Here is an 18,080-nt window from a genome sequence, read left to right as displayed (position 1 = left end):
GCGGATGATGGCGGCCGGGCGGAGGTCGAAGACCTCTTCGATCGCCTTCTCGATCTTCTCGGCGTCGATCTTCGCGGTGCCGAAGGTCTCCACGAACAGGCCGACCGGCTCGGCCTTGCCGATGGCGTAGGCGACCTGGACCTCACAGCGGGCGGCCAGGCCGGCGGCGACCACGTTCTTGGCGACCCAGCGCATCGCGTACGCCGCCGAGCGGTCGACCTTGGACGGGTCCTTGCCGGAGAACGCGCCGCCGCCGTGACGGGCCATGCCGCCGTAGGTGTCGATGATGATCTTGCGGCCGGTCAGGCCGGCGTCACCCATCGGGCCGCCGATCTCGAAACGGCCGGTCGGGTTCACCAGCAGACGGTAGCCCTCGGTGTCCAGCTTGATGCCCTCGTCGAGCAGCGCCTTCAGCTCCGGCTCGACGACGAACTCGCGGATGTCGGGGGCGAGCAGCGAGTCCAGGTCGATGTCCGAGGCGTGCTGGGAGGAGACCACGACGGTGTCGAGGCGGACCGCCTTGTCGCCGTCGTACTCGATGGTGACCTGCGTCTTGCCGTCGGGGCGCAGGTAGGGGATCGTGCCGTTCTTGCGCACGTCCGACAGGCGCTTGGACAGCCGGTGCGCCAGGAAGACCGGCAGCGGCATCAGCGTCGGCGTCTCGTCCGTCGCGTAGCCGAACATCAGGCCCTGGTCGCCGGCGCCCTGCCGGTCCAGCTCGTCCTCGTCACCCTCGACGCGGGCCTCGTAGGCCGCGTCGACACCCTGCGCGATGTCCGGGGACTGGGAGCCGATGGACACCGACACGCCGCAGGAGGCGCCGTCGAAGCCCTTCTTCGAGGAGTCGTAGCCGATCTCGAGGATCTTGTCCCGGACGAGCTGCGGGATCGGCGCGTAGGCCTTGGTCGTGACCTCACCGGCCACGTGCACCAGGCCGGTCGTGATCAGGGTCTCGACGGCGACCCGGGAGGTCGGGTCCTCGCGCAGCAGCGCGTCGAGAATGGTGTCGCTGATCTGGTCAGCGATCTTGTCGGGGTGACCCTCGGTCACGGACTCCGAAGTGAACAGGCGACGGGACACAACGCTCCCTGTGGTTGCAGCGGCTGCTGGCTGATCATTGGTGGACGGGTCGGGGGCTGCGCCCGGCGTCGTCCTGGAACAGTTTATCGGTCGCGCTCCGCCACGGGACCACCTGTCTCGCCTCTCGGGAGCCCTGTGACCTGCGGCACGGTGCATTCTGCCCAATGTGCCGCGGCCTTGGCCAGGGGCGCCACGCCCCTGTTGCCCGGGGCACAGGGGGTGGCGGGGCGTATCGCCGGGAGTGCGGAAGGTGGCGGGGCGGCGCGCGGGGCCGTCAGCCCAGGCGGGCGGCGACCAGGTCCCACACCGTGTCGGCCAGCGCCTCCTTGGGGCCGTGCGGAACGGGGGTCTCGCCGCCGTCGGCGGCCAGCACCACGGCCTCGTTCTCCTCCGCGCCGAAGGTCTTGCGCTCCCCCACCTCGTTCACCACGAGCAGATCGCAGCCCTTGCGCTCGAGCTTTCTGCGGCCGTTGGCCAGCACGTCGTCGGTCTCGGCGGCGAAGCCGACGATCACCTGGCCGGGGCGGGCGCGGTCCGCGGAGATCTCGGCGAGGATGTCGGGGTTGCGGACGAGCGTGATCGGGGCGGGCTCCTGCCCGTCCCGCTTCTTGATCTTCCCCGCCGCGTACGTCGCCGGGCGGAAGTCGGCGACCGCGGCGGCCATCACGACGGCGTCGGCGTCCGCGGCGGCCTTGAGCACGGCCTCGCGCAGCTGCACGGCGGTGCCGACCGGGACCACGTCCACCCCGGCCGGGTCCGGCAGGGCGGTGTTGGCGGCGACCAGGGTGACCCGGGCGCCGCGCGCGGCGGCCGTCCGGGCGAGGGCGTACCCCTGCTTGCCGGAGGAGCGGTTGCCGAGGAAGCGCACCGGGTCCAGTGGCTCGCGGGTGCCGCCGGCGCTGACCACGACGTGCCGGCCCGCGAGGTCGGGCTCCCGCACGCCCCGGGCCAGGACCCGGCGGCAGACCTCGAAGATCTCGGCGGGATCGGGCAGCCGGCCCTTGCCCGTGTCGACGCCGGTGAGCCGGCCGACGGCCGGCTCGATGACGACGGCGCCGCGGCGGCGCAGCGTCGCCACGTTCTCCTGGGTGGCCGGGTGCTCCCACATCTCGGTGTGCATCGCGGGGGCGAAGACGACCGGGCAGCGGGCGGTGAGCAGGGTGTTGGTCAGCAGGTCGTCGGCGAGGCCGTGCGCGGCCTTGGCGAGCATGTCGGCCGTGGCCGGGGCGACCACGACGAGGTCGGCCCGCTGGCCGATGCGCACGTGCGGGACCTCGTGGACGTCGTCCCAGACCTGGGTGGAGACGGGGTTGCCGGAGAGCGCGGACCAGGTGGCGGCGCCGACGAAGTGCAGGGCGGAGGCGGTGGGCACGACCCGGACGTCGTGTCCGGACTCGGTGAGCCTGCGCAGCAGCTCACACGCCTTGTAGGCGGCGATGCCGCCGCTGACCCCCAGAACGACCTTCGGCTTGTCCACCGTCGTCTCTCCCCGAACCTCGGAAACGTGCAACCACCCCCCATGAGACACCACAGGCCCGGCAGACGTGCTGCCGGGCCTGTGGAAAAGTCAGCCGTGAGCTGATCGTATGACTTACTGACCGGGGCCCTCGACGGCCTCGGAGGTCAGCAGCCCCGCGTTGATCTCACGCAGCGCGATCGAGAGCGGCTTCTCGTGGACGTGCGTGTCGACCAGGGGACCGACGTACTCGAGGAGACCCTCGCCGAGCTGCGAGTAGTACGCGTTGATCTGGCGGGCCCGCTTGGCCGCGTAGATCACGAGGCTGTACTTCGAGTCGGTGGCCTCGAGGAGCTCGTCGATCGGCGGGTTGATGATGCCCTCGGGCGCGGAGATGGAAGAGGACACGCTCTACCTTCCGATGGATGGGAAAGATTCAGTCTGCATGATGCCGGTCCGCGGGAGCGCAGCCGGTCACACGACGTTCATCAAGGCTAGCAGCTCGCGCGCGACGTCCTGGACGGAGGTGTTCACCAGCGTCTCGTCGAACTCCGGCTCGGCCGCCAGCTCGATCTTCGCCGCCTCCAGACGGCGCTCGATCACCTCGGGCGGTTCGGTGCCCCGGCCGGTCAGCCTGCGCACCAGCTCCTCCCAGGAGGGCGGAGCCAGGAACACCAGCTGGGCCTCGGGCATCGACTCGCGGACCTGCCGGGCCCCCTGGAGATCGATCTCCAGCAGGACCGGCTCACCCGCCTCCAGGCGCTCCAGCACGGCCGCGCGCGGAGTGCCGTAGCGATTGCCGGCGAACTCGGCCCACTCCAGCAGCTCGCCGTTGGCGATCAGCTTGTCCATCTCCTCGTCGGTGACGAAGAAGTAGTGGACTCCGTGCTGCTCACCGGGGCGGGGCTTGCGGGTCGTCGCCGACACCGAGAGCCAGACCTCGGGGTGTTCCTTGCGCATATGGGCGACGACCGTGCTCTTGCCGACCCCGGAGGGTCCGGAGAGCACGGTCAGCCGCGGACGTTCACTCATGCAGCGATTATTCCAGCAATCCCGGAGTGCCCGGGACCATGCCCGGGCGAGCCGGGGTTCAGGAGCCGGTGCTGCCGAACTCGCGCTCGAGGGAGGCGATCTGGTTGGAACCGAGACCACGCACGCGGCGGCTCTCGGAGATACCGAGTCGCTCCATGATCTGCTTGGCGCGGACCTTGCCCACGCCCGGCAGGGACTCAAGGAGGGCGGAGACCTTCATCTTGCCGATGACGTCGTTCTCCTGGCCCTGCTTGATGACCTCGTGAAGGGAGGCGCCGGAGTGCTTGAGTCGATTCTTGACCTCGGCCCGCTCCCGGCGAGCCGCGGCGGCCTTTTCGAGCGCGGCTGCGCGCTGTTCGGGGGTAAGGGGCGGAAGAGCCACGCCTACGTCACCTCGGATGTCGAACTGTCGGATACGGACCGGTGAGGAACCTAGTCGCCCCACACCTGGGGAGTTACGAGCAACACGCTTGCCCGTCCTCTCGACGGAGACTAGCGGTCAAGTCCGCCGGAGTCAGCGAGAACAGCGGAAAAGTCCTGGTCAGCCTCTGTCAGGACCGGATATTTCAGACATACTGCCCTGGATTCGAGGATGTATCCAGCCTCGGGCCGGCCTCGAACACTCCGCCACGGCCTCAGACCGAGGTCACCGCGGCCCGGATCTCCTCCGCGAACCGGTCGGCCGCCGCCCGCAGTGCCCCGGCGTCGGGACCGTGACGCAGAACACCCCGGCTGACGTTCGGGACCACATTGCGCACGGCGGGTCCGAAGACCCGGGGAAGGTCGGCCGCGGTGGCTCCCTGGGCGCCGATGCCGGGGGCCAGCAGCGGACCGTTGATCGCCAGGTCGTACGAGGACAGGTCGCCCAGCGTGGCGCCGACGACCGCCCCGAAGGAGCCCAGCGGCTGCGCGCCCGCGTTCTCGGCCGCGAGGTGGGCGAGCATCGTGGCGCCGACGTTCCGCCCGTCCGGATCCCCGGTGCGCACCGCGTGCTGGACCTCGCCGCCCTCCGGGTTGGAGGTCAGTGCCAGCACGAAGAGTCCGGCGCCGTTCTCCCGGGCCAGCTCGACCGCGGGCTTCAGGGAGCCGTAGCCGAGGTACGGCGAGACGGTCAGCGCGTCGGAGAACAGCGGGGCGTCCTGGTGCAGGAAGGACTCGGCGTAGGCGGCCATGGTGGAGCCGATGTCGCCGCGCTTGGCGTCCATGACGACCAGCGCGCCGGCCGCGCGGGCCTCCTCGACGGCCTTCTCCAGGACCGCGACACCGCGCGAGCCGAAACGCTCGAAGAACGCGCTCTGCGGCTTGAGCACGGCGACCCGGTCGGCCATCGCCTCGACGACCGTGCGGCTGAACCGCTCCAGGCCCGCCACGTCGTCGTTCAGGCCCCACTCGGCGAGCAGCGAGGCGTGCGGGTCGATGCCGACACACAGCGGGCCGCGGTCGTCCATGGCACGGCGCAGCCGGGCACCGAAGGGTTCCAGGGGGCTCATGCCGGTCATGGGGACTTCCTCACATCGGCGCCGACCGCGTCGGCGAGGGTGGCGTGCGGGCTCTGGCGCAGCCGCGCGGCGAGGCCCTTGTGGACGGCGCGGCCCCAGAAGGGCCCCTCGTAGATGAAGGCGCTGTAGCCCTGGACCAGGGTGGCGCCGGCCAGGATGCGCTGCCAGGCGTCCTCGGCGTTCTCGATGCCGCCGACGCCGACCAGGGTGATCCGGTCGCCCACGCGCGCGTAGAGGCGGCGCAGCACCTGGAGGGAGCGGGCCTTCAGGGGCGCCCCGGACAGGCCGCCGGTCTCCTTGACCAGGGAGGGTTCGGAGGTCAGGCCCAGGCCCTCGCGCGCGATGGTGGTGTTCGTGGCGATGATTCCGTCCAGGCCGAGTTCCACGGCGAGGTCGGCGACCGCGTCGATGTCCTCGTCGGCGAGGTCGGGGGCGATCTTCACGAGCAGCGGGACGCGCCGGGTGGTGACCGTACGGTCGGCGGCCTCGCGCACGGCGGTCAGCAGCGGGCGCAGCGCCTCGGTGGCCTGGAGGTTGCGCAGCCCGGGCGTGTTGGGCGACGAGACGTTCACGACCAGGTAGTCGGCGTACGGCGCCAGCCGCTCGGCGGACTTCACGTAGTCGAGGACGGCCTCCTCCTCCGGAACCACCTTCGTCTTGCCAATGTTCACGCCGACGACGGTCCTGAAGACCGGCGTGCGGGAGGCCAGACGGGCGGCGACGGCGAGGGAGCCCTCGTTGTTGAAGCCCATGCGGTTGATCAGGGCGCGGTCGGCGACCAGGCGGAACAGCCGCTTCTTGGGGTTGCCGGGCTGCGCCTCCCCGGTCACGGTGCCGATCTCGACGTGGTCGAAGCCGAGCATCGCCATGCCGTCGATGGCGACGGCGTTCTTGTCGAAGCCGGCGGCGAGCCCGAACGGGCCGTGCATGCGCAGGCCGAGGGCCTCGGTGCGCAGCTCCTTGTACCGGGGCGCGAGCACGGCCGCGACGAAGGTGCGCAGCACGGGGACGCGCACGGCCAGGCGGATCCACCGGAAGGCGAGGTGGTGTGCCTGCTCCGGGTCCATCCGCTTGAAGACGAGGTTGAAGAAGATCTTGTACATGGTGTCCTCAGGGAGAAGCTCGGGGACGAGCCTCATGAAGAGGGGGACACCGTTTCCGGTGTCCCCCTCAAGGGCTGCTAGTCGCGGGCCGCGGTCAGGAACTCCGCGTGTTCCTGGAGCGATCGCACACCCACGTCGCCGTGGTTCAGGGCGTCGATGCCCTGGACGGCGGCGGCGAGCGCCTGCACCGTCGTCAGGCACGGCACGGACCGGGCCACGGCCGCCGTACGGATCTCGTAGCCGTCGAGGCGGCCGCCGGTGCCGTACGGGGTGTTGACGATGAGGTCGACCTCGCCGTCGTGGATGAGCTGGACGATGGTCTTCTCGCCGTTCGGACCCACGCCCTCGGACTGCTTGCGCACCACGGTGGCGTTGATGCCGTTGCGCTTGAGGACCTCGGCGGTGCCGGAGGTGGCCAGCAGCTCGAAGCCGTGGGCGACCAGCTCGCGGGCCGGGAAGATCATCGAGCGCTTGTCGCGGTTGGCGACGGAGATGAACGCGCGGCCCTTGGTGGGCAGCGGGCCGTAGGCGCCGGCCTGCGACTTGGCGTACGCGGTGCCGAAGACCGAGTCGATGCCCATGACCTCGCCGGTGGAGCGCATCTCCGGGCCGAGGACGGTGTCGACGCCGCGGCCGTGGATGTCCCGGAAGCGGGACCACGGCATGACGGCCTCCTTGACGGAGATCGGCGCGTCGAGCGGCAGCTCGCCGCCGTCGCCCTGCCTGGGCAGCAGACCCTCCTCGCGCAGCTCGGCGATGGTCGCGCCGAGCGAGATGCGGGCGGCGGCCTTGGCCAGCGGCACCGCGGTCGCCTTGGAGGTGAAGGGCACCGTACGCGAGGCGCGCGGGTTGGCCTCCAGGACGTAGAGGATGTCGCCGGCCATGGCGAACTGGATGTTGATCAGGCCGCGCACGCCGACACCCTTGGCGATGGCCTCGGTGGAGGCGCGCAGCCGCTTGATGTCGAAGCCGCCGAGGGTGATCGGGGGCAGGGCGCACGCCGAGTCGCCGGAGTGGATGCCGGCCTCCTCGATGTGCTCCATGACGCCGCCGAGGTACAGCTCCTCACCGTCGTAGAGCGCGTCCACGTCGATCTCGATGGCGTCGTCGAGGAAGCGGTCGACGAGGACCGGCCGGGTGGGGCTGATCTCGGTCGACTCGGCGATGTACGACTCCAGCCGGGTCTCGTCGTAGACGATCTCCATGCCGCGTCCGCCGAGGACGTACGACGGCCGGACGAGGACCGGGTAGCCGATCTCGTCGGCGATGGCCTTGGCCTCGGCGAAGGTGGTGGCGGTGCCGTGCTTGGGGGCCGGCAGGCCGGCCTCCTTCAGGACGCGGCCGAAGGCGCCGCGGTCCTCGGCGGCGTGGATGGCCTCCGGGGAGGTGCCGACGATCGGCACGCCGTTGTCCTTGAGCGCCTGCGACAGACCGAGCGGGGTCTGGCCGCCGAGCTGGACGACGACGCCCGCGACCGGCCCGGCCTGCTGCTCGGCGTGGACGATCTCCAGCACGTCCTCCAGCGTCAGCGGCTCGAAGTACAGGCGGTCGGAGGTGTCGTAGTCCGTGGAGACGGTCTCCGGGTTGCAGTTGACCATCACCGTCTCGTACCCGGCGTCGCTGAGCGCGAAGGAGGCGTGGACGCAGGAGTAGTCGAACTCGATGCCCTGGCCGATGCGGTTCGGGCCGGAGCCCAGGATGATGACAGCCGGCTTCTCGCGCGGCGCGACCTCGGTCTCCTCGTCGTAGGAGGAGTAGAAGTACGGCGTCCTGGCGGCGAACTCGGCGGCGCAGGTGTCGACCGTCTTGTAGACCGGGCGGACGCCGAGGGCGTGCCGGACCTCGCGGACGACGTCCTCGCGCAGGCCGCGGATCCCGGCGATCTGCTGGTCGGAGAAACCGTGCCGCTTGGCCTCGGCCAGCAGCTCGCGGGTCAGCTCGGGGGCCTCGGCGATCTCGTCGGCGATCTCCTTGATGAGGAAGAGCTGGTCGACGAACCACGGGTCGATGCGGGTGTACTCGAAGACCTCCTCGGGCGTGGCGCCCGCGCGGATGGCCTGCATGACCGTGTTGATCCGGCCGTCGGTGGGACGGACGGCGTCGCGCAGCAGCTGCTCCTTGTCGCCCGGCTCGCCGACGAAGGTGAACTGGCTGCCCTTCTTCTCCAGGGAGCGCAGCGCCTTCTGGAACGCCTCGGTGAAGTTGCGGCCGATGGCCATGGCCTCGCCGACCGACTTCATGGTCGTGGTGAGGGTGGAGTCGGCGGACGGGAACTTCTCGAAGGCGAAGCGCGGGGCCTTGACGACCACGTAGTCGAGGGTCGGCTCGAAGGAGGCCGGGGTCTCCTGCGTGATGTCGTTCGGGATCTCGTCGAGGGTGTAGCCGACGGCCAGCTTGGCGGCGATCTTGGCGATCGGGAAGCCGGTCGCCTTGGAGGCGAGCGCCGAGGAGCGGGACACGCGCGGGTTCATCTCGATGACGATGACCCGGCCGTCCTCGGGGTTGACCGCGAACTGGATGTTGCAGCCGCCGGTGTCGACGCCGACCTCGCGGATGACGGCGATGCCGATGTCGCGCAGCACCTGGTACTCGCGGTCGGTGAGGGTCATCGCGGGGGCGACGGTGATGGAGTCGCCGGTGTGCACGCCCATGGGGTCGAAGTTCTCGATGGAGCAGACGACCACGACGTTGTCGTTCTTGTCGCGCATCAGCTCCAGCTCGTACTCCTTCCAGCCGAGGATGGACTCCTCCAGGAGCACCTCGGTGGTCGGGGAGAGCGTGAGGCCCTGGCCGGCGATGCGGCGCAGCTCCTCCTCGTCGTGCGCGAAGCCGGAGCCGGCGCCGCCCATGGTGAAGGACGGGCGGACGACGACCGGGTAGCCGCCGAGCTCCTCGACGCCCGCGAGGACGTCCTCCATGGAGTGGCAGATGACCGAGCGGGCGGACTCGCCGTGCCCGATCTTCTTGCGGACCTCCTCCACGACGAGCTTGAACTGGTCGCGGTCCTCGCCCTTGTGGATGGCCTCGACGTTGGCGCCGATCAGCTCGACGCCGTACTTCTCCAGCACGCCGTTCTCGTGCAGCGAGATGGCGGTGTTGAGCGCGGTCTGGCCGCCCAGGGTGGGCAGCAGGGCGTCGGGGCGCTCCTTGGCGATGATCTTCTCGACGAACTCGGGGGTGATCGGCTCGACGTAGGTGGCGTCGGCGATCTCCGGGTCGGTCATGATCGTCGCCGGGTTGGAGTTCACGAGGATGACCCGCAGGCCCTCGGCCTTCAGGACCCGGCACGCCTGGGTGCCGGAGTAGTCGAACTCGGCGGCCTGGCCGATGACGATCGGGCCGGAGCCGATGACCAGGACGGACTGGATATCGGTGCGCTTAGGCACGCTGGCCCTCCATCAGGGAAACGAAGCGGTCGAACAGGTAGGCGGCGTCGTGCGGGCCGGCTGCCGCTTCGGGGTGGTACTGGACGCTGAAGGCCGGCTTGTCGAGGAGCTGGAGGCCCTCCACCACGTTGTCGTTGAGGCAGACGTGGGAGACCTCGGCGCGGCCGAAGGGGGTCTCGGAGACCTTGTCGAGCGGGGCGTCGACGGCGAAGCCGTGGTTGTGCGCGGTGACCTCGACCTTGCCGGTCGTACGGTCCTGCACCGGCTGGTTGATGCCGCGGTGGCCGTACTTCAGCTTGTAGGTGCCGAAGCCGAGGGCGCGGCCCAGGATCTGGTTGCCGAAGCAGATGCCGAACAGCGGGGTGCCGCGTTCCAGGACGGCCTGCATCACGGCGACCGGGTGGTCGGCGGTGGCCGGGTCGCCGGGGCCGTTGGAGAAGAACACGCCGTCGGGATCGACGGCGTACACCTCGTCGACGCTCGCCGTGGCGGGCAGCACGTGCACCTCGATGCCGCGCTCGGCCATCCGGTGCGGGGTCATGCCTTTGATGCCGAGGTCGACCGCGGCGACGGTGAACTTCTTCTCGCCGATCGCGGGGACGACGTACGCCTCCTTGGTGGCGACCTCGGCGGAGAGGTCGGCGCCCGTCATCTCGGGGGCCTGGCGCACCTGGGCGATCATGGTGCCCTCGTCGGGCAGCGCGTTGCCGGAGAAGATGCCGACGCGCATGGCGCCGCGCTCGCGCAGGTGACGGGTGAGGGCGCGGGTGTCGATCCCGCTGATGCCGACGACGCCCTGGGCGGCCAGCTCCTCGTCCAGCGTGCGCCGGGAGCGCCAGTTGGACGGCACGCGCGCGGGGTCGCGCACCACGTAGCCGGAGACCCAGATCCTCCTGGACTCCATGTCCTCGTCGTTGACGCCGGTGTTGCCCACGTGCGGGGCGGTCATCACGACGACCTGGCGGTGGTACGACGGATCGGTCAGGGTCTCCTGGTAGCCGGTCATGCCGGTGGAGAAGACGGCCTCGCCGAAGGTCTCCCCCACGGCCCCATAGGCGCGGCCGCGGAAGATACGGCCGTCCTCCAGGACGAGGACGGCGGGAACCTTGCTGGCTCCCCTGGTGGAGGTCGTCATCGTTCGGCGCCTTCCCTTGTGGTTGATTCGATCATGGAGTTAATGACGTCGACCCACTCGTTGTGCTCGGCCGCGCGGTCGGAGCGGAAGCCGGAGTCGATCAGTTTGCCGCCGTGTGCCCAGGTCACGATGAGCAGTCCGCCCTCGGTGAGCACCTTTCCGGCGATGCCCTTGTCGAGCCGGGCCTCGCGCAGCGCCGCGGCCGGGACGAAGAAGTCGGCCGCCCCGGGGCGTACGACGTCCAGGCCCGCGTCGGTGAGCGTCAGCTCGGCTCGGCTGCGGGTGCCCAGGCCGTGCGCCACGATGCGGTCGAGCCACTGCCCCGCGGTGGTGGAGCCGTGGTAGCGGCCGCTCATCGTCAGTCTCGCCTCGCCGGGCTCGTCCGGCGCGCTGGGCAGCTCGGGCAGGTCTCCCTGGAGGGTGCCCCGCCATTTCCAGCCCTCGCGCATCAGCCAGTAGACGAGCGCGACGAAGAGGGCGAGACCGACGACCCAGCCGAGGCGGGCGGCCCAGTCGGTCACTTCCGCCGATTCCTTCTCGGCGGCCAGCAGGAGTACAGGTGTCACGTGAGCTTCCCGTCGACGAGCGTGGCCTTGCCCCGGAGCCACGTGTGCGTGACACGGCCCGGCAGCTCACGTCCCTCGTACGGGGTGTTCCGGCTGCGCGAGGCGAAGCCCGCGGGGTCCACGAGCCCACGGTATTCCGTGTCGACCAGGGTGAGGTTGGCGGGCTCACCAGCCGAGACGGGACGGCCGTGGCCCGTGGCCTGTCCGATCTGAGCGGGCTTGACGGACATCCGGTCGGCGACGCCGGCCCAGTCCAGCAGGCCCGTGTCCACCATGGTCGCCTGGACCACTGACAGCGCGGTCTCCAGGCCGACCATGCCCATGGCGGCGGCGGCCCACTCGCAGTCCTTGTCCTCGTGCGGGTGCGGGGCGTGGTCGGTGGCGACGATGTCGATCGTGCCGTCGGCCAGCGCCTCGCGCAGGGCCATCACGTCGCGCTCGGTGCGCAGCGGAGGGTTGACCTTGTAGACGGGGTTGTAGCTGCGCACCAGTTCGTCGGTGAGGAGCAGGTGGTGCGGGGTGACCTCGGCGGTGACCTGGATGCCGCGGGACTTGGCCCAGCGGACGATCTCCACGGACCCGGCGGTCGACAGGTGGCAGATGTGCACGCGGGAGCCGACGTGCTCGGCGAGCAGCACGTCCCGGGCGATGATCGACTCCTCGGCCACCGCGGGCCAGCCGCCCAGGCCCAGCTCGGCGGAGACGACGCCCTCGTTCATCTGGGCGCCCTCGGTGAGCCGCGGCTCCTGCGCATGCTGGGCGATGACGCCGCCGAAGGCCTTCACGTACTCCAGCGCCCGGCGCATGATCACCGCGTCGTGCACGCACTTGCCGTCGTCGGAGAAGACCGTCACGCCGGCCGCCGACTCGTGCATGGCGCCCAGCTCGGCGAGCTTGCTGCCCTCCAGGCCGACGGTGACGGCGCCGATGGGCTGCACGTCGCAGTAGCCGGACTCCTTGCCGAGCCGCCACACCTGCTCGACGACACCGGCGGTGTCGGCCACCGGGAAGGTGTTGGCCATGGCGAACACGTTGGTGTAGCCGCCGGAGGCCGCCGCGCGGGTGCCGGTGAGGACCGTCTCGGAGTCCTCGCGGCCGGGCTCGCGCAGATGGGTGTGCAGGTCGACCAGGCCCGGCAGCAGCACCTTGCCGTGCGCCTCGACGACCTCGGCGCCGTCGGCGGACAGTCCGGTGCCGACCTCGGCGATGGTCTCGCCGTCGATCAGGACGTCCCGCGCCTCGCCGCCGAGGACCCTCGCACCACGGATCAGGATCTTGCTCATCGTCTTACTTCTCCTCGGTGGTACGGGCGTGGGTGACGGCGGGCTCGTTGCCGCCCAGCAGCAGGTAGAGGACGGCCATCCGGATGGAGACGCCGTTGGCGACCTGCTCGACGACGGTGCAGCGGTCGGAGTCGGCAACCTCGGCGGTGATCTCCATGCCGCGGACCATGGGCCCGGGGTGCATCACGATGGCGTGCTCGGGCATCTTCGCCATGCGGTGCCCGTCGAGGCCGTAGCGCCGCGAGTACTCGCGCTCGGTCGGGAAGAACGCGGCGTTCATCCGCTCGCGCTGCACGCGCAGCATCATCACCGCGTCCGACTTGGGCAGGGTGCTGTCCAGGTCGTAGGCGACCTCGCAGGGCCAGGTCTCGATGCCGACCGGCAGCAGGGTCGGCGGGGCGACCAGGGTGACCTCGGCGCCGAGGGTGTGCAGCAGGTCGACGTTGGAGCGGGCGACCCGGCTGTGCAGGACGTCGCCGACGATGGTGATGCGCCTGCCGGCCAGGTCCTGGCCGAGCCCGGCGTCCCTGCCGACCAGCCGGCGGCGCATGGTGAAGGCGTCGAGCAGGGCCTGGGTGGGGTGCTGGTGGGTGCCGTCGCCGGCGTTGATCACGGCCGCGTCGATCCAGCCGGAGTTGGCGAGGCGGTACGGCGCGCCGGATGCGGAGTGCCGGATGACGACCGCGTCGACGCCCATGGCCTCCAGGGTCTGGGCGGTGTCCTTCAGGGACTCGCCCTTGGACACGCTGGAGCCCTTGGCGGAGAAGTTGATCACGTCCGCGGAGAGCCGCTTCTCGGCGGCCTCGAAGGAGATCCGGGTGCGGGTGGAGTCCTCGAAGAAGAGGTTGACGATCGTGCGGCCGCGCAGGGTCGGCAGTTTCTTGATCGGCCGGTCCGCGACCCGGGCCATCTCCTCGGCGGTGTCGAGGATCAGGACGGCGTCGTCGCGGGTGAGGTCGGCGGCCGAGATGAGATGACGCTGCATCTGTCAGGCTCCGTAAGGCAGTTCATTCGGGAGGTTCCGGGCAGGCCGGTGCATGCCTGCATGCGTGGGCACGCCGAAGCGGGCCGTACGCCCGGTTTGCTACTGGTCGGCCTTCGCGCCGAGCAGCACGGTGTCGCGACCGTCCTCCTCGGCGAGCTGGACCTTGACCGTCTCCCGCAGCGACGTGGGGAGGTTCTTGCCGACGTAGTCGGCGCGGATGGGCAGTTCGCGGTGGCCGCGGTCGACGAGGACCGCGAGCTGCACCGCGCGGGGCCGCCCGATGTCGTTCAGCGCGTCGAGGGCGGCGCGGATGGTGCGGCCGGAGAAGAGCACGTCGTCGACGAGGACGACCAGCTTGCCGTCGATGCCGTCACCGGGGATCTCGGTGCGGGCCAGCGTGCGCGGCGGATGCATGCGCAGGTCGTCGCGGTACATGGTGATGTCGAGCGAGCCGCACGGGATCCTGCGCTCGGTGATCTGCTCGAGCTTCGCGGCGAGCCGCTGGGCGAGGAAGACCCCCCGGGTCGGGATGCCGAGGAGCACCACGTCGTCGGCGCCCTTGGCGCGCTCGACGATCTCGTGGGCGATGCGGGTCAGTACCCGCGCGATGTCGGGGCCCTCGAGAACGGGCCTCGCATCGGACGCTTGCGCGTGGGCGTGCGTGTCCATACGAAACGGACCTCCTTCTCCGCCTCACGGGACGGACCTTAAAGGACGTCGGGATTGCGCCATCCACCGTAGCAGGCCTCGGCGACACCCCGACGCACCCCCTCGATCACCCTTCCACCACCCGCGAGACCACCCATTCGGCCCAACCGGGTGCCGATACCACGGAAGAGTCGGTGTGGACCATTCGGCTTGACGCAGGAGAGTCACGCTGCGTAACCTCACAGTGAGTTACCAACTGCGCGGCATGGACCCACGCCAGTCGCGTCGACACAGTGTCCGGGGAGCTATATGTCCAGCGAATACGCCAAACAGCTCGGGGCCAAGCTCCGGGCCATCCGCACCCAGCAGGGCCTTTCCCTCCACGGTGTCGAGGAGAAGTCCCAGGGACGCTGGAAGGCCGTGGTGGTCGGTTCCTACGAGCGCGGCGACCGCGCCGTGACCGTGCAGCGCCTCGCCGAGCTGGCGGATTTCTACGGCGTCCCCGTGCAGGAGCTGCTTCCGGGCACCACCCCGGGCGGCGCCGCCGAGCCGCCGCCGAAGCTGGTCCTGGACCTGGAGCGGCTGGCCACCGTGCCGGCCGAGAAGGCGGGCCCGCTGCAGCGCTACGCGGCGACGATCCAGTCCCAGCGCGGTGACTACAACGGCAAGGTGCTCTCCATCCGCCAGGACGACCTGCGCACACTCGCCGTCATCTACGACCAGTCGCCCTCGGTCCTCACCGAGCAGCTGATCAGCTGGGGCGTGCTGGACGCGGACGCGCGTCGCGCCGTCGCCACGCACGAGGAGGGCTGAGCGCTCCGCCGCGGGCAGACATCAGCAGAAACGTGCCGCCGGGGTGGCCGGAACCGAGGGGTTCCGGCCACCCCGGCGGGCTTTTCCGCGGACGTCCACGAGCCTCCACGGCCCGCGGCGGGCTCCAGAACGTCATGGCGGGCCTCCAGAGCGTCCGTAACGGGCCCCCGGAGCCCGCCTACGGGCCTCCAGGGCCCCGTAGGCCTCCCTGGTGCCGGGCGCACCGGACAGACGTACGAGAAGACGCCCGAGGGCCCGCAGCGGATGTGCTGCGGGCCCTCGGGCGTCTTGGCGTCGCTCAGGCTTCGTCGCGGCGCAGCGAAGGCTTGAGCTCCTTCAGCCGGCCGAGCAGGCCGTTGACGAACGAGGGCGACTCGTCCGTGGAGAACTCCTTGGCCAGCTGCACCATCTCGTCGAGGACGACGGCGTCCGGGGTCTCGTCGACCCAGATCAGCTCGTAGGCGCCGAGACGCAGGATGTTGCGGTCGACGACCGGCATCCGGTCGAGCGTCCAGCCGACCGAGTACTGCGAGATCAGCTCGTCGATCCGCTTCGCGTGCTGCGCGTAGCCCTCGACCAGCTGCATCGTGTACTCGCTCACCGGCGGCTGCCGGGTGTCGGCCCGGGAGAGCCGGACCCAGTCCGCGAGCACCGTCAGGACGTCGGCGCCGCGCTGGTCGCCCTCGAAGAGGATCTGGAAGGCGCGCTTGCGGGCCGTGTTGCGGGCGGCCACGGTTAGCTGTTCACCCGGCCGAGGTAGTCGCTGGTGCGGGTGTCGACCTTGATCTTCTCACCGGTGGTGATGAAGAGCGGAACCTGGATCTGGTGGCCGGTCTCCAGGGTCGCGGGCTTGGTGCCACCGGTGGAGCGGTCGCCCTGGACGCCCGGCTCGGTCTCCTGGACCGTCAGCTCGACGGCGGCCGGCAGCTCGACGAAGAGCACCTCGCCCTCGTGCTGGGCCACGGTGGCCGTGAAGCCCTCGATCAGGAAGTTGGCGGCGTCGCCCACGGCCTTGCGGTCGACCATGAGCTGGTCGTAGGTCTCCATGTCCATGAAGACGAAGTACTCGCCGTCCATGTACGAGAACTGCATGTCGCGCTTGTCGACAGTGGCCGTCTCGACCTTGACACCGGCGTTGAAGGTCTTGTCGACGACCTTGCCGGAGAGCACGTTCTTGAGCTTGGTGCGCACGAAGGCCGGGCCCTTGCCGGGCTTGACGTGCTGGAACTCGACGACGGACCAGAGCTGGCCGCCTTCGAGCTTGAGCACCATGCCGTTCTTGAGGTCGTTCGTGGAAGCCACGGTTGCGGAATCTCCTGGACTGACGTGGACGACCCCGGGGGCACGCACCTGCCTATAGTGCGAGCAGCTCCTTGGTCGTAATGGTGAGTAGCTCGGGTCCGCCGTCCGCCTCGGGGCGGACGACGAGCGTGTCATCGATCCGGACGCCGCCCCGGCCCGGGAGGTGGACCCCGGGTTCGACGGTGACCGGCACGCAAGCGTCCAGTTTACCCATGGCCGCGGGAGCCAACTGCGGGTCCTCGTCGATTTCGAGTCCCACGCCGTGCCCGGTCAGCGGAGGCAGGCCTTCCCCGTGCCCCGCGGAGTCCAGCACCTGCCGGGCCGCCCGGTCCACGTCACGGCAGGCGGCGCCGGGCGCCAGGCTCTCCCGTCCGGCCCGCTGGGCGGCGAAGACCACGTCGTACAGCTCGATCTGCCAGTCCGCGGGCGAGGTCCCGATGACGAAGGTACGGCCGATCTCGCACCGGTAGCCGCGGTAGGTGGCGCCCAGGCACACGGAGAGGAAGTCGCCCTCCTCCACCCGCCGGTCCGTGGGCCGGTGTCCGCGGCGGCCGGAGTGGGGGCCGGTGCCGACGGAGGTGGGGAAGGCGGGGCCGTCGGCGCCGTGGTCGACCAGGCGCCGCTCGAGTTCCAGGGCGAGGTGGCGTTCGGTGCGCCCGACCAGGATGGATTCGAGCAGTTCGCCGAGGGCCTGGTCGGCGATCTCCGCGCCGATCCGCAGGCAGGAGATCTCCTCCTCGTCCTTCACCACCCTCAGCTGCTCGACCGCGCCGCCCAGGTCGGCCAGCCGCAGCCGCGGCACGACCGATCCGATGGCCCGGTGCCGGGCGACGGTGAGGTGGTGTTCCTCGACGGCCAGGGAGTCGGCGCCCTGGCCCGTGGCGAGGTCGGCGGCGGCGACGGCCGGATCACCCCCGGAACGGGGCAGGGCGTGCACCCGCAGCGCCTCGTCGGGGCGTCCTTCGGTGGGGCGGTCGTCGGGGGGGCCTGCGCACACCAGCAGGTCTTCGCGCTTGCCCAGCAGCAGTACGGCACCGTGGGGTGCCGCGCCCGCGAGGTAGCGCACGTTGGCGGGACGGGAGACGAGCGCTGCCGCTGCGCCGGCCGCGTTGCAGCGTTCCCGTACTCGCATACGGCGGGTCGCGTACACCTCTGACATGACACGAGCGTAGGAGCCGTGGGCGAATCGTGCCGGTTGGGGAGGTGCCGTTCGGGCTAGCGCGTGCTGCGAATGGTCGTGTGCCGGGTGCGGCGCCGCGGGGGCCGTCCGCGCAGCTCCCCCACACCCCTGAGGCCGGTTCGGTCCCCCGGCTTCACCATTTGGGCGGACTCGCGATCGCTCTCGCCAGGACCTCGTCCAGGACGCGGGCCGTGCCGGGCACGTCGAGCTGGGAATTGTCGATGATCGGCAGGCCCGAGCCGTACCAGCCGGCCATGCGGCCGTGGATGCGGGCGACCTCCTCGTCGGTGAGGCGGCGGTTGCCGGTGCGCTCGGCGTTGCGCTCCAGGACGATGTCGAGGCCCGGGAGGAGGACGACGGGGAGCAGCCCGGGGCCGACGTGCCGCTTCCAGCCGCCGAGGCCGACCACCGGCCGGTCGGGGAAGACGGCGTCGTCGAGGATGCAGGAGATGCCGTTGGCCAGGAAGTTCCGCGCGGCGAAACCGCAGGTGCGGCGGGCCAGCCGGTACTGCGCCTCCGAATTGTCGTTCCACCCGGACTGCGGGTCGGCGAAGCCGGAGCGGACCCACTCGCGGACGTCGTCCAGGCTGATGTGGGCGGTGGGCACCCGGC

At 70.6% G+C, this 18,080-nt stretch carries 17 protein-coding genes and 1 pseudogene; 1 reads left to right on the top strand and 17 read right to left on the bottom strand.

Translation table 11 applies throughout. The annotated features are described in order from the left end of the window. From metK to pyrR, 13 genes are all read right to left on the bottom strand, one after another. A partial coding sequence (metK, locus tag CCN42_RS24215) for a methionine adenosyltransferase (protein ID WP_086738766.1) occupies positions 1-1,080 on the bottom strand: 1,080 nt, incomplete at its 3' end. 274 nt (positions 1,081-1,354) lie between these two features. Continuing rightward, positions 1,355-2,557: a bifunctional phosphopantothenoylcysteine decarboxylase/phosphopantothenate--cysteine ligase CoaBC gene (coaBC, locus tag CCN42_RS24210; protein ID WP_107427637.1), complete on the bottom strand. Its 1,203-nt coding sequence runs from the start codon at positions 2,555-2,557 to the stop codon at positions 1,355-1,357. Between the two features lie 114 nt (positions 2,558-2,671). Further along, on the bottom strand, positions 2,672-2,944 hold the full coding sequence (gene rpoZ, locus CCN42_RS24205; protein ID WP_004933985.1) for a DNA-directed RNA polymerase subunit omega: 273 nt from the start codon (positions 2,942-2,944) through the stop codon (positions 2,672-2,674). Positions 2,945-3,010: 66 nt separating this feature from the next. Then, the gene (gmk, locus tag CCN42_RS24200; protein WP_086170628.1) at positions 3,011-3,568 is read right to left on the bottom strand and encodes a guanylate kinase; all 558 of its coding nucleotides are present in this window, start codon (positions 3,566-3,568) and stop codon (positions 3,011-3,013) included. Positions 3,569-3,626: 58 nt separating this feature from the next. Next, entirely contained in the window at positions 3,627-3,950 is a 324-nt protein-coding gene (locus tag CCN42_RS24195; RefSeq protein WP_003977346.1) for an integration host factor, read from the bottom strand. 253 nt (positions 3,951-4,203) lie between these two features. Continuing rightward, a complete protein-coding gene (gene pyrF, locus CCN42_RS24190) occupies positions 4,204-5,058 on the bottom strand; it encodes an orotidine-5'-phosphate decarboxylase (RefSeq protein WP_169731515.1) in 855 nt (284 codons plus the stop codon). Between the two features lie 5 nt (positions 5,059-5,063). Beyond that, positions 5,064-6,170, bottom strand: a complete 1,107-nt coding sequence (locus tag CCN42_RS24185) for a quinone-dependent dihydroorotate dehydrogenase (protein ID WP_086738762.1) — start codon at positions 6,168-6,170, stop codon at positions 5,064-5,066. Positions 6,171-6,247: 77 nt separating this feature from the next. Then, a complete protein-coding gene (gene carB, locus CCN42_RS24180; protein ID WP_086738760.1) occupies positions 6,248-9,556 on the bottom strand; it encodes a carbamoyl-phosphate synthase large subunit in 3,309 nt (1,102 codons plus the stop codon). Then, positions 9,549-10,691 (bottom strand): glutamine-hydrolyzing carbamoyl-phosphate synthase small subunit, encoded by a 1,143-nt coding sequence (gene carA / locus CCN42_RS24175; RefSeq protein WP_086738758.1) that lies wholly within the window; start codon positions 10,689-10,691, stop codon positions 9,549-9,551. The genes carB and carA overlap by 8 nt, the downstream gene beginning before the upstream one ends. Beyond that, a complete protein-coding gene (locus CCN42_RS24170) occupies positions 10,688-11,257 on the bottom strand; it encodes a PH-like domain-containing protein (protein ID WP_086170632.1) in 570 nt (189 codons plus the stop codon). The genes carA and CCN42_RS24170 overlap by 4 nt, the downstream gene beginning before the upstream one ends. After that, complete coding sequence (locus CCN42_RS24165) at positions 11,254-12,540, bottom strand: dihydroorotase (protein WP_086738757.1); 1,287 nt, start codon at positions 12,538-12,540, stop codon at positions 11,254-11,256. The genes CCN42_RS24170 and CCN42_RS24165 overlap by 4 nt, the downstream gene beginning before the upstream one ends. Before the next feature lie 4 nt (positions 12,541-12,544). Continuing rightward, positions 12,545-13,525, bottom strand: a complete 981-nt coding sequence (locus tag CCN42_RS24160; protein WP_086738755.1) for an aspartate carbamoyltransferase catalytic subunit — start codon at positions 13,523-13,525, stop codon at positions 12,545-12,547. A gap of 99 nt (positions 13,526-13,624) precedes the next feature. Beyond that, entirely contained in the window at positions 13,625-14,194 is a 570-nt protein-coding gene (gene pyrR / locus CCN42_RS24155; protein WP_086170635.1) for a bifunctional pyr operon transcriptional regulator/uracil phosphoribosyltransferase PyrR, read from the bottom strand. 288 nt (positions 14,195-14,482) lie between these two features. Between pyrR and bldD the strand changes: the two genes are divergently transcribed. Further along, on the top strand, positions 14,483-14,986 hold the full coding sequence (gene bldD / locus CCN42_RS24150) for a transcriptional regulator BldD (RefSeq protein WP_010046440.1): 504 nt from the start codon (positions 14,483-14,485) through the stop codon (positions 14,984-14,986). Positions 14,987-15,284: 298 nt separating this feature from the next. Here the strand turns inward: bldD and nusB are convergent, their stop codons facing one another. The 4 genes and pseudogenes from nusB to CCN42_RS44720 all read right to left on the bottom strand — a co-directional run. Then, on the bottom strand, positions 15,285-15,719 hold the full coding sequence (gene nusB / locus CCN42_RS24145) for a transcription antitermination factor NusB (RefSeq protein ID WP_086170637.1): 435 nt from the start codon (positions 15,717-15,719) through the stop codon (positions 15,285-15,287). Positions 15,720-15,721: 2 nt separating this feature from the next. Then, positions 15,722-16,288, bottom strand: a complete 567-nt coding sequence (gene efp, locus CCN42_RS24140) for an elongation factor P (protein WP_043498973.1) — start codon at positions 16,286-16,288, stop codon at positions 15,722-15,724. A 52-nt stretch (positions 16,289-16,340) separates the two neighbouring features. Continuing rightward, the gene (locus tag CCN42_RS24135) at positions 16,341-17,447 is read right to left on the bottom strand and encodes an aminopeptidase P family protein (protein WP_086170638.1); all 1,107 of its coding nucleotides are present in this window, start codon (positions 17,445-17,447) and stop codon (positions 16,341-16,343) included. A gap of 154 nt (positions 17,448-17,601) precedes the next feature. Beyond that, positions 17,602-18,080: pseudogene (locus tag CCN42_RS44720) on the bottom strand (AAA family ATPase); the annotation flags it as partial.

This window comes from Streptomyces glaucescens (genome assembly GCF_002154375.1).
Classification (GTDB): domain Bacteria; phylum Actinomycetota; class Actinomycetes; order Streptomycetales; family Streptomycetaceae; genus Streptomyces; species Streptomyces glaucescens.
This window is presented reverse-complemented; position numbering and strand designations above follow the sequence as displayed.

Coding starts and splice junctions, on each gene's coding strand:
- CCN42_RS24185 (WP_086738762.1), bottom strand. CDS start 6,170: ATGTACAAGATCTTCTTCAACCTCGTCTTCAAGCGGATGGACCCGGAG.
- pyrR (WP_086170635.1), bottom strand. CDS start 14,194: ATGGACACGCACGCCCACGCGCAAGCGTCCGATGCGAGGCCCGTTCTC.
- gmk (WP_086170628.1), bottom strand. CDS start 3,568: ATGAGTGAACGTCCGCGGCTGACCGTGCTCTCCGGACCCTCCGGGGTC.
- carA (WP_086738758.1), bottom strand. CDS start 10,691: ATGACGACCTCCACCAGGGGAGCCAGCAAGGTTCCCGCCGTCCTCGTC.
- pyrF (WP_169731515.1), bottom strand. CDS start 5,058: ATGAGCCCCCTGGAACCCTTCGGTGCCCGGCTGCGCCGTGCCATGGAC.
- bldD (WP_010046440.1), top strand. CDS start 14,483: ATGTCCAGCGAATACGCCAAACAGCTCGGGGCCAAGCTCCGGGCCATC.
- CCN42_RS24135 (WP_086170638.1), bottom strand. CDS start 17,447: ATGTCAGAGGTGTACGCGACCCGCCGTATGCGAGTACGGGAACGCTGC.
- CCN42_RS24160 (WP_086738755.1), bottom strand. CDS start 13,525: ATGCAGCGTCATCTCATCTCGGCCGCCGACCTCACCCGCGACGACGCC.
- CCN42_RS24165 (WP_086738757.1), bottom strand. CDS start 12,540: ATGAGCAAGATCCTGATCCGTGGTGCGAGGGTCCTCGGCGGCGAGGCG.